Below are 10,953 nucleotides of genomic sequence, written 5' to 3'. Positions count from 1 at the left end.
GGTCCGTGACCTCCGGGAGGCCCAGTTCCTCGCCCTGGTAGAGGTACGCGGAACCGGGCAGGGCGAGCATGAGGAGCGTGGCGGCGCGGGCGCGCGGCAGGCCCCCGCCCAGGCGCGTGGTGTGCCGGACCACGTCGTGGTTGGACAGCACCCAGGTGGTCGGCGCGCCGACGGAGGAGGTCGCGGCGAGGGAGGCGTCGATCACCGCGCGCAGCGCGTCCGCGTCCCAACCGGTGTTGAGGAAGTGGAAGTTGAACGCCTGGTGCAGCTCGTCCGGCCGGACGTAGAGGGCCAGTCGTTCGGCGGAGGGCGCCCATGCCTCGGCGACACCGATGCGCTCGCCGTCGTAGGCGTCCAGCAGCCGGCGCCAGGAGCGGTGGATGACATGGACGCCGTCCTGGTCGAAGAACGGCAGCACCTGGTTGCCGATGAGCCGGGCCTGCCGGCCGTGGCCGATGTCCGGCAGGCCGGGCGCCTTGACCATGCCGTGGGCCACATCGATCCGGAAGCCGTCGACCCCGAGGTCCAGCCAGAAGCGCAGGACGGCGGCGAACTCGTCGTGCACCTCGGGCCGTTCCCAGTCGAGGTCGGGCTGCTCGGGGGCGAAGAGGTGCAGGTACCAGTCGCCGCGGTCGGTACGGGTCCACGCCGGGCCGCCGAAGACGGACTCCCAGTCGTTGGGCGGGAGCGCGCCGTCCGGGCCGCGGCCGGGGCGGAAGACGTAGCGCTGCCGGGCGAGGTCGGGGTCCTGGAACCACGGGTGCCGGTCGGAGGTGTGGTTGGGGACGATGTCGACGATGACCCGCAGGCCCAGGGTGTGGGCGGCGCTGATCAGTTCTCCGGCGTCGCCCAGGCTGCCGAAGACGGGGTCGACGGCGCGGTAGTCGGCGACGTCGTAGCCGCCGTCGGCCTGCGGGGACGCGTAGAACGGCGTGAGCCAGACGGCGTCGACGCCCAGGTCCTTGAGGTACGGCAGCCGGTCGCGCGCCCCGCGCAGGTCGCCGATCCCGTCGCCGTCGCTGTCGGCGAACGAGCGGACGTAGACCTGGTAGATGACGGCTTCGTGCCACCAGTGGGGGCCGTGGTCCGGTCCGGCCGTCCGGCGGGTGGGGCTGGGGGAGGTGAGCTGCTGGGTCATCCTGCCGTCCCTGTCGGGTCGAGGGTCGAGAGCGGGGCGTGTTGCAAGGGGCATGCGCGTTCTTTCATGGGGTCAACGCACGGAGGACACGGGGGTGACGGGGCTTGCGGGCGCACAGAAGGGGGCGTGCCGGAGCATCCTGCTGCAACCTCTTCCGGTTTTCTTGCAGAAATTTGCCGCAAGGTCTTTCGGATCGGAGAGCGCGCTGTTACGTTCCTGACGCCATCTCAGGCAATTCCCAAAGGAGTTCACACATGCGGCGTGGCATACGTGGCGCAACCGCCCTCGCGCTGGTAGCGGGCCTGGCCCTGACGGCGACGGCCTGCGGGGGCGGTGACGGCGACGGCGCCGCCGCGTCCGGCGATCTGTCGGGCACCGTCACGTTCTGGGACACCTCCAACGACGCCGAGAAGGCGACGTACCGCAAGCTTGCGGAAGGCTTCCAGAAGAAGTACCCCAAGGTCCACGTCGAGTATGTGAGCGTCCCCTTCGGCGACGCCAACGCCAAGTTCAAGAACGCGGCGGGCGGCAACTCCGGCGCCCCCGACGTGATGCGCACCGAGGTCGCCTGGGTCGCCGACTTCGCCGGCCTCGGCTACCTCGCCCCCCTCGACGGCACCCCCGCCCTCGACAAGACCGACGACTACCTGCCGCAGGCCCTCGGCAGCACCAGGTTCCAGGGCAAGACCTACGCCGCCCCCCAGGTCACCGACACCCTCGGCCTCTTCTACAACAAGCGGCTGCTGAAGAAGGCCGGCGTCGAGGTGCCCAAGACCTTCGACGAGCTGTCCGCCTCCGCCAAGAAGATCAAGGCGAAGACCGGCGCCACCGCCCTCTACCTGCGCGGCGACGACGCGTACTGGTTCCTGCCGTACCTCTACGGCGAGGGCGGCGACATGGTCGACGCCCGCGACAAGATCGTGAAGATCGACGACGGCACCGGCGCCAAGGCGTTCGCGACCCTCAAGCACCTGGTCGACTCCGGCGCCGCCGTCACCGACGCCACCGACGGCCAGGAGAACCAGCTCAAGGCCCTCAAGGACGGCAAGGTCGCGATGGCGGTCGACGGACCCTGGGACATCGAGGGCGCCCGCGCCGGAGAGGCGTTCCGCGACAGGAACAACCTCGGCGTCGCCCCCGTCCCCGGCGGCAGCCGCGCCCAGGGCTCCCCGCAGGGCGGCTGGAACCTCTCGGTCTACGCCGGCTCCAAGAACCTCGCCGCCTCCTACGAGTTCGTCAGGTACATGAGCTCGGCCGCCGTCCAGCGCGAGACCACCGAGAAGCTCAGCCTGCTGCCCACCCGCAGGTCCGTCTACGCCGTCCCGTCGGTGAAGAACAACGAGATGGTGAAGTTCTTCAAGCCCGCCGTGGACGGCGCGGTGCAGCGGCCGTGGATCGCCCAGGGCAACTCCCTCTTCGAGCCGATCAAGGTCCAGATGAACAAGGTGCTCACCGGCGCCGCCACCCCCGAGGAGGCCGCCAAGGCCACCGGTGAGACGTACCGGAAGCTGCTCAAGGACTACAAGTGACCCTCGCCGTACGGGTGCGCAGGGCCTTCGGCACCCACTGGTACGCCTGGGCGATGACCGCCCCGGTCGTCCTCGTCATCGGCGTGATCATCGGCTGGCCGCTGGTGCGCGGGCTCCTCCTCTCGCTCACCGACGCCGACGAGTCCAACGTCGAACGCCACATCGGCATGAACCACATCCCGGCCACGTACTCCTTCACCGGCCTGGACAACTACCGCGCCGTGCTCGCCGACCCCGTCTTCTGGGGCCGGCTGGGCTGGACGGTGGTGTGGACGGCCGGCTGCGTCGGGCTGACGTTCCTGATCGGCCTGGGTCTGGCCGTCCTCCTCCACCGCTCGCTGCGCGGCCGCGGCGTCTACCGCGTCGCGCTGGTCCTGCCGTGGGCCATCCCGGCCTTCATCTCGGTCTTCACCTGGCGGATGCTGTTCAACGAGCAGAACGGCATCCTCAACAAGCTGCTCGCCGGGGGCGGCATCGACGCGGTGCCCTGGCTCAACGACCCGCTCTGGGCCAAGCTCTCGGTCATCGCCGTCAATGTCTGGCTGGGCGTCCCGTTCATGCTGGTCGCGCTGCTCGGCGGTCTCCAGGCCATCCCGGGCCAGCTGTACGAGGCCGCCGAGATGGACGGGGCCGGGCCCTGGCAGCGGTTTTGCCACATCACGGTGCCGGGGCTGCGGACGGTCAGCAGCACGGTGGTGCTGCTCTCCACCATCTGGACGTTCAACATGTTCCCGGTGATCTTCCTGCTGACCCGCGGCGGGCCCGGGGACGCCACGGAGATCCTGGTGACCTACGCCTACCGGCTCTCGTTCGTCGACAGCCCCCGCGACTTCTCGCTCTCGGCGACCTGGGGCGTCCTGATCCTGCTGCTGCTCTCGCTGGTCGCCGTGGCCTACCGCCGGGCACTGCGCCGGCAGGGAGAGGTGTGGTGACGATGACCACGACCACCACCACGGCGCCGCATGCGCCGCACCCCGGCCGCACGAACGACCGGCCGGACGGCGCACGTTTCCGCAAGCGCGGTGAAAGAAGCCGCATCGCCTCCGTCGGCCTGCACGCCACCCTGCTGTGCGCCGTCGTCGTCGCGGTCTTCCCGCCCCTGTGGCTCCTGGTGACGTCCTTCAAACCGAAGAACGACGCCTTCACCACCGAGCCCGTCAAGAACTTCACCCTCGCCAACTACACCCATGTACTGGCCGACACCGCGTTCCTGACCTGGTTCAAGAACTCCGTGATCGTCGTCGGCGCCACCACCGTCCTGGGCGTCTTCCTCGCCGCCACCACCGGCTACGCCGTCAGCCGCTTCCGCTTCCCCGGCATGCGCCCGCTGATGTGGCTGCTGCTGATCACCCAGATGTTCCCGGTGGCGGTACTGATCGTCCCGCTCTACAACCTGCTCGCCGGCCTCGGCCTGCTCAACCAGCCCGCCGGCCTCGTCATCACCTACCTCACCATCGCCGTCCCGTTCTGCGCCTGGATGATGAAGGGCTACTTCGACACCATCCCGGTGGAGATCGACGAGGCGGGACGGGTCGACGGACTGAACCCGTTCGGCACCTTCTGGCGGCTGGTCCTCCCGCTCGCCCGCCCCGGCCTCGCCGTCACCGGCTTCTACACCTTCGTCACCGCCTGGGCCGAGGTCGCCTACGCCTCCGCCTTCATGACCGGGGAGCAGAACCTCACCCTCGCGGGCGGCCTCCAGACCTTCGTCAACCAGTACACCAACGACTGGGGATCGATGACCGCCGCAGCCGTGATCATCGCCGTTCCGGCCGCGCTCGTCTTCGCCTTCGCCCAGCGGCATCTCGTATCCGGCCTGACCTCCGGCACGACCAAGGGATGACATGACCCAGCACTCCGCCGCCCCCGCCCCCGATCCCCGCCCGACGCCCGACGACCGCTCCGGCTGGTGGCGCGACGCGGTCATCTACCAGGTCTATCCGCGCAGCTTCGCCGACGCCGACGGCGACGGCACGGGAGACCTGCGCGGCATCAGGAGCCGCCTGCCGTACCTCAAGGACCTGGGCGTCGACGCCGTCTGGCTCAGCCCCTTCTACGCCTCCCCGCAGGCCGACGGCGGCTACGACGTCGCCGACTACCGCGCCGTCGACCCCGTCTTCGGCACCCTCGCCGACGCCGAGGCGGTCATCCGCGACGCCCACGGCCTCGGCCTGCGGATCATCGTCGATGTCGTCCCCAACCACTGCTCCGACCAGCACGTCTGGTTCCGGCAGGCGCTGCGCGAGGGCCCCGGCTCCCCGCTGCGCGACCGCTTCCACTTCCGCCCCGGACGCGGCACCGACGGCGAACTCCCGCCCAACGACTGGGAGTCCCTCTTCGGCGGCCCCGCCTGGACCCGGCTGCCCGACGGCGAGTGGTACCTGCACCTCTTCGCCCCCGAGCAGCCCGACTTCAACTGGGACCACCCCGCCGTCCAGGACGAGTTCCGCTCCGTCCTGCGCTTCTGGCTGGACCTCGGCGTCGACGGCTTCCGGATCGATGTGGCCCACGGCCTGGTCAAGGCCCCCGGCCTGCCCGACATGGGCGTCACCGACCAGCTGAGGCTCCTGGGCAACCAGGTGCTGCCGTTCTTCGACCAGGACGGTGTCCACGAGGTCTACCGCTCCTGGCGTACCGTCCTCGACGAGTACGCGGACGACCGTGTCGCCGTCGCCGAGGCATGGACCCCCAGCCCCGAACGCACCGCCCTCTATCTGCGCCCCGACGAACTCCACCAGGCGTTCAACTTCCCGTACCTGACGACGGAATGGGACGCGGACCGGCTCCGCGAGGCCATAGACGCCTCCCTCGACGCCATGCGCCCGGTCGGCGCGCCGACCACCTGGGTGCTGTCCAACCACGACGTGGTCCGGCACACCACGCGCCTGGGCGGGGGCCTGCCACGCGCCCGCGCCGCCACGCTCCTCATGCTCGCCCTGCCCGGTTCCGCGTACCTCTACCAGGGCGAGGAACTGGGCCTCCCGGAGGTCACGGACCTGCCCGACGAGGTCCGCCAGGACCCGTCCTTCTTCCGCGACACCGGTCAGGACGGTCTGCGGGACGGTTGCCGGGTGCCCCTGCCGTGGTCGGGGACGCGTCCGCCCTACGGGTTCGGCACCGGCGGCAGCTGGTTGCCGCAACCCGACGACTGGGGCCCTCTCACCGTGGAGGCCCAGACCGGCGACCCCGCCTCCACCCTGGAGTTCTACCGCACCGCCCTCACCCTCCGCCGCACCCACCCCGCCCTCGGCGCCGGCCACACCGTCCACTGGCTCGACACCCCCCACGGCACCCTCGCCTTCCGACGCGACGGCGGACTCCTCTGCGCCGCCAACACCACCACCCGGACGGCGCGCGTCACCCTGCCCGGCCGCCCTCTGCTGTCCAGCGGCGCCCTTCCCACGGAGATCCCGGGCAGCCCGGGGCAGTACGACCTCCCGCCGGACACGACCGTCTGGTGGAGCCTGTGACGTCGGAGGGCCCCTCGCCCCGCCTCGCCGACATCGCCGCGCGGGCCGGTGTCAGCGAGGCCACCGTCAGCCGCGTCCTCAACGGGAAGCCCGGGGTCTCCGCGACCACCCGCCGGACCGTGCTGGACGCCCTCGACGTCCTCGGCCACGCCCGCCCCGGCCGCCCGCGCCGCCGCAGCGCGGGCCTGGTCGGCCTGGTCATCCCGGAACTCACCAACCCGATCTTCCCGGCCTTCGCCCAGATCATCGAGCAGTCCCTGGCCGGCCACGGCTACACCCCCGTGCTCTGCACCCAGCAGCCCGGCGGTGCCACCGAGGACGAACTCGTCGAGCAGCTGGAGGAACGCGGCGTCACGGGCATCGTCTTCCTCTCCGGACTGCACGCCGACACCGCGTCCGACACCGCCCGCTACACCCGCCTCTCCGACCGCGGTGTCCCCTTCGTCCTGATCAACGGCTACCGCCCGCACATCGACGCGCCGTTCGTCTCCCCGGACGACCACGCCGCCGCGCGCACGGCCGTACGCCATCTCGCCGAGCTGGGCCACGAGCGGATCGGCCTCGCCGTCGGCCCGGCCCGCTACGTCCCCTCGTACCGCAAGACCAAGGGGTTCACCGCGGCGCTCGGCGAGACGTTCGGGCTGACGCCGGAGCGGGCCGCGCGGCGCGTACGGAACACCCTGTTCGGGGTCGAGGGAGGGCAGGCGGCGGCGTCGGCGCTGCTGGACGACGGATGCACCGGCATCGTCTGCGGCAGCGACCTCATGGCGCTGGGCGCCATCCGCGCCGCACGCCAACGCGGACTCGACGTCCCCACCCACGTCTCCGTCGTCGGCTTCGACGACTCCCCCCTCATCGCCTTCACCGACCCACCCCTCACCACCGTCCGCCAACCCGTGCAGGCCATGGGGCAGGCCGCGGTGCGCGCGCTGCTGGAGGAGATCGGCGGTACGCCGGCGCCGCACAGCGAGTTCGTCTTCCACCCGGAGCTGGTCGTCCGCGGGTCCACCGCGTCGGCGCCGCCGGTGATGCCCGGACAGAGATCCCCGCAAAAGCGGACGAACTCCGCAAAGTCGGCGCGGGTTTCGTAAGGCGGGGACTCGGTACGCGGATTTTTGTGGGGCCCGGCCGGAGTGCCAGGCCCCACGGGATCGGGGCGCGGACTTCACAAGGCCCGGGGCGGTGTGTGCCGCGCGGCGAGGCCGGACCGGTACGCCTTCCGCAAGAAACTGCAAGAACGCGCAAGAGTCCGTAAGAACGTGCAAGGAACGGCCGGGGAATCCGTAAAAGGCGTGCAAGGCCCTGCGGGAAAGCGACTGCCCCGGCCCCTCCGCGCGACCGGCGCGTATCCCTCCCCGGGCCCATCCGGCTCCCCCTCCGGGCCTACTCGGGGGCTGCCGCATACCCGACCGTGGGATGATCGGCTCTACACCCCTTTCTGGCAAACTGTCTGCCCATGGGTGAAGTACGTATGAACACCGTGGACGACCGGCCGGCACCGCCGCCCCTGTACCGGGGCGCCGCGGACCGCCCGGAGCCGCGAAGCCGCTTCGCCCGGCTCCGCCTGCCGCGCACGCCCCGGCTGTGGTTCGAGATACTGCTGATCGCGGTCAGTTACTGGACGTACTCGCTCATCCGCAACGCGGTGCCCGAGCAGAAGGACAAGGCGCTGGCGAACGCCGACTGGATCTGGCGGGCCGAGCACGCCCTGGGCATCGCGGTGGAGCACACCGTCAACCACGCCGTGAACTCGGTGACCTGGCTGATCGTTTCGATGAACTACTACTACGCCACCTTGCACTTCATCGTCACCATCGGCGTCCTGGTCTGGCTCTACCGCTGGCACCCCGGCCGCTACGCCGCCGCCCGCCTCGCCCTCTTCGCCACCACCGGCATAGCCCTGATCGGCTACTACTTCTATCCCCTGGCGCCGCCCCGCCTGATGACGGACGGCGGCTTCATCGACACCGTCATCGAGCACGGCACCTGGGGCTCGATGGCCTCCGGCAACCTCGCCTCGATGTCCAACCAGTACGCCGCGATGCCGTCGATGCACATCGGCTGGTCCCTGTGGTGCGGTATCACCATCGCCCTGCTCGCCCGCCGCCGCTGGGCCAAGGCACTCGGGCTTCTCTACCCCGCCACCACTCTCCTCGTCATCGTCTCCACCGCCAACCACTTCTGGCTCGACGCCCTCGGCGGCATCCTCTGCCTCGCCTTCGGCTTCGGTCTCGCATACGCCTGGTACGGCCGCCTGCCCCACCGGATGGGGCGCTACATAGGTGCCGAGGCCACGGCGTAACGGGAGACGGAGCGGCGGGACGTCTCCGTGCACGACCACTCGGGCCGGGGCTCGGCTCACCCTCGTACGCGCGCACCGTCACGCTTGCCGCCCGGCGCGCACCGGCCCCGGGCGCTTCGCGGTCGCGGCACAGGAACCTCACCGGCACCGCCGTCCCCCGCTTCCCCGCCGTGGGATTGTGCGGCATTGTCGTGCGGGACCGATGGGCCGTTGCCGCGTCGTGAGCCGGAGGGCGCGGGCGGGCCGGTGGCGCGACAGGAAGGTGTGCGGCATGGGGCGGGCGTTCGGGGACTACCAGAACGAGATCTACCTCGACGGGTTGCGTGGTGTCGTACCGCGGTTCCCGCTCACGTACGAGGAGCTGGAGGCGCGGGCGCACGCGGTGCTGTCGGACTCCCTGCGGTCGTATGTCGCCGGGGGCGCGGGGGACGAGTTCACGCAGCGGGCCAATGCCGAGGTGTTCCGGCGGTGGGGGCTGATACCCCGGATGCTGGTGGGGGCGGCGGAGCGGGACCTTTCCGTGGAGCTGTGCGGGGTGACGCTGCCGTCGCCGCTGTTCATGGCGCCGATCGGGGTCCTCGGGCTGTGCGAGCGGGACGGGCACGGCGATCTGGCCGTCGCGCGGGCGGCCGCGCGGACCGGCGTCCCCATGGTCGCCTCGACGCTGACCTGTGACCCGATGGAGGAGGTGGCCGCCGGGTTCGGGGCGACGCCCGGGTTCTTCCAGCTGTACACGCCGGACGACCGGGAGGTGGCCGAGAGCCTGGTCCGGCGTGCGGAGCGGGCCGGGTTCGCGGGGATCGTCGTCACCCTGGACACCTGGGTCACGGGATGGCGCCCCCGTGACCTCGGCACCGGCAACTTCCCGCAGCTGCGCGGCCACTGCCTGGCGAACTACACCTGCGACCCGGTCTTCCGCTCACGGCTCGCCCGCACCCCGGAGGAGGACCCGCAGGCCGCCGTACGGCACTGGGCACAGATCTTCGCCAAGCCGCTGACCTGGGACGACCTTCCGTGGCTGCGGTCGCTCACCCGGCTCCCGCTGATCCTCAAGGGCATCTGCCACCCGGACGACGCGCGCCGCGCCAAGGACGCCGGGGCCGACGGCCTGTACTGCTCCAACCACGGCGGGCGCCAGGCCAACGGCGGGCTGCCCGCGCTCGACGCGCTGCCCGGAGTCGTCGCGGCCGCCGGCGGGCTGCCCGTGCTGTTCGACTCGGGTGTCCGCAGCGGGGCGGACGTGATCAAGGCCCTGGCGCTGGGCGCGACCGCCGTCGGCGTCGGGCGCCCCTACGCGTACGGGCTGGCGCTCGGCGGCACCGACGGTGTCGTCCACGTCCTGCGGTCGCTGCTCGCCGAGGCCGATCTGATCATGGCGGTGGACGGGTATCCGGCCCTGGCGGACCTCACCCCGGAGGCGCTGCGGCGCGTGGGGTGAACGGGGCGGGCCCCGGGCTCAGCCCCCGTAGAACAGTTCCTCCACGACGACGCGGGCGCGCCGGGTGACGCGGCGGTAGTCGTCCAGCATCTCCCCGACGTGGCCCTCCTCGTAGCCGAGGTAGCGGCCGACCGCGGCGAGTTCGCGGCCGTCGGCGGGGAAGGTGTCGCCGGGGCGGCCGCGGACCAGCATCACCCCGTTGCGGACGCGGGCCGCCAGCACCCATGCCGCGTCGAGGACGCCGGCCTCCTCGGTGCCGATCAGGCCGGCGGCGTGGGCGGCGGCCAGGGCCTCGCGGGTGCGGGTGGTGCGCAGGCCGGGGTGTTCCCAGCCGTGCCGCATCTGGAGGAGCTGGACGGTCCACTCGACGTCGCTGAGGCCGCCGCGGCCGAGCTTGGCGTGGGTGGTGGGGTCGGCGCCGCGTGGCAGGCGCTCGGACTCCATCCGGGCCTTGAGGCGGCGGATCTCGCGGACGGCGTCCTCGCCGAGGCCCTCGGCGGGGTAGCGCAGGGGGTCGATCAGCTCGGTGAAGCGGCGGCCGAGGTCGGCGTCCCCGGCGACCGGTTCGGCGCGCAGCAGGGCCTGCGCCTCCCACACCAGCGACCAGCGGCGGTAGTAGGCGGCGTACGAGGACAGGGAGCGCACCAGCGGGCCGGACCTGCCCTCCGGGCGCAGGTCGGCGTCGATGGGCAGCGGCGGGTCGGCGGAGGGGAGTTGGAGGAGGCGGCGCATCTCGTTGGCGACGGCGTGGGCGGCCTTGGCGGCCTCCTGTTCGTCGGCGCCCTCGCGGGGTTCGTGGACGAAGAGGACGTCGGCGTCGGAGCCGTAGCTCAGTTCGTGGCCGCCGAAGCGGCCCATGCCGATGACGGCGAACCGGGTGGGCAGGGTGTCGCCCCACTGCGCGCGGACGGCGGCGCGCAGCGCGCCGGCGAGGGTGGCGGCGTTGAGGTCGGAGACGGCGGAGCCGACGGCGTCCACGGCGCGGCCCGGGTCGTCCTCGACGGGGCGGACCTCCGTGCCGTAGGCGCCGATCAGGTCGGCGGCGGCGGTGCGGAACAATTCCCTGCGGCGTACTC

At 71.8% G+C, this 10,953-nt stretch carries 9 protein-coding genes; 7 read left to right on the top strand and 2 right to left on the bottom strand.

Features of this window, described 5'->3' with window-relative positions; translation table 11 throughout:
• The coding region (locus tag AC51EU_RS21085) for an alpha-amylase family glycosyl hydrolase (protein WP_496268576.1) at nt 1–1,138 on the bottom strand (1,138 nt) is incomplete at its 3' end.
• 254 nt (nt 1,139–1,392) lie between these two features.
• Between AC51EU_RS21085 and AC51EU_RS21080 the strand changes: the two genes are divergently transcribed.
• The 7 genes from AC51EU_RS21080 to AC51EU_RS21050 all read left to right on the top strand — a co-directional run bounded on the left by AC51EU_RS21080 (nt 1,393) and on the right by AC51EU_RS21050 (nt 9,877).
• Nucleotides 1,393–2,667, top strand: coding sequence for an extracellular solute-binding protein (locus AC51EU_RS21080; RefSeq protein WP_496268575.1), 1,275 nt, complete (start codon nt 1,393–1,395; stop codon nt 2,665–2,667).
• Entirely contained in the window at nt 2,664–3,599 is a 936-nt protein-coding gene (locus AC51EU_RS21075; RefSeq protein WP_496268574.1) for a carbohydrate ABC transporter permease, read from the top strand. Before AC51EU_RS21080 ends, AC51EU_RS21075 begins: the two co-directional genes overlap by 4 nt.
• 2 nt (nt 3,600–3,601) lie before the next feature.
• Complete coding sequence (locus AC51EU_RS21070) at nt 3,602–4,510, top strand: sugar ABC transporter permease (protein ID WP_496268573.1); 909 nt, start codon at nt 3,602–3,604, stop codon at nt 4,508–4,510.
• A gap of 1 nt (nt 4,511) precedes the next feature.
• Nucleotides 4,512–6,137 (top strand): glycoside hydrolase family 13 protein, encoded by a 1,626-nt coding sequence (locus tag AC51EU_RS21065; protein ID WP_496268572.1) that lies wholly within the window; start codon nt 4,512–4,514, stop codon nt 6,135–6,137.
• A complete protein-coding gene (locus AC51EU_RS21060) occupies nt 6,125–7,228 on the top strand; it encodes a LacI family DNA-binding transcriptional regulator (protein WP_496268571.1) in 1,104 nt (367 codons plus the stop codon). The genes AC51EU_RS21065 and AC51EU_RS21060 overlap by 13 nt, the downstream gene beginning before the upstream one ends.
• Before the next feature lie 365 nt (nt 7,229–7,593).
• Nucleotides 7,594–8,439 carry a phosphatase PAP2 family protein gene (locus AC51EU_RS21055; RefSeq protein ID WP_496268570.1) on the top strand — a complete coding sequence of 282 codons (846 nt, stop codon included), beginning with the start codon at nt 7,594–7,596 and terminating at the stop codon, nt 8,437–8,439.
• A gap of 271 nt (nt 8,440–8,710) precedes the next feature.
• Entirely contained in the window at nt 8,711–9,877 is a 1,167-nt protein-coding gene (locus AC51EU_RS21050) for a lactate 2-monooxygenase (protein WP_496268569.1), read from the top strand.
• Nucleotides 9,878–9,895: 18 nt separating this feature from the next.
• Here AC51EU_RS21050 and AC51EU_RS21045 read toward each other — a convergent pair.
• On the bottom strand, nt 9,896–10,953 hold a 1,058-nt coding region (locus tag AC51EU_RS21045), incomplete at its 5' end, for a [protein-PII] uridylyltransferase family protein (protein ID WP_496268568.1).

It is taken from the genome of Candidatus Streptomyces philanthi (assembly GCF_059553635.1).
The sequence above is the reverse complement of the archived record's forward strand: the minus strand, read 5'-3'. Positions and strand labels throughout refer to the sequence as shown.

What these genes read in the sequence shown, in the direction of transcription:
- AC51EU_RS21080 (WP_496268575.1), top strand. Translation starts at nt 1,393, where the DNA reads ATGCGGCGTGGCATACGTGGCGCAACCGCCCTCGCGCTGGTAGCGGGC.
- AC51EU_RS21070 (WP_496268573.1), top strand. Translation starts at nt 3,602, where the DNA reads ATGACCACGACCACCACCACGGCGCCGCATGCGCCGCACCCCGGCCGC.
- AC51EU_RS21065 (WP_496268572.1), top strand. Translation starts at nt 4,512, where the DNA reads ATGACCCAGCACTCCGCCGCCCCCGCCCCCGATCCCCGCCCGACGCCC.
- AC51EU_RS21055 (WP_496268570.1), top strand. Translation starts at nt 7,594, where the DNA reads ATGGGTGAAGTACGTATGAACACCGTGGACGACCGGCCGGCACCGCCG.
- AC51EU_RS21050 (WP_496268569.1), top strand. Translation starts at nt 8,711, where the DNA reads ATGGGGCGGGCGTTCGGGGACTACCAGAACGAGATCTACCTCGACGGG.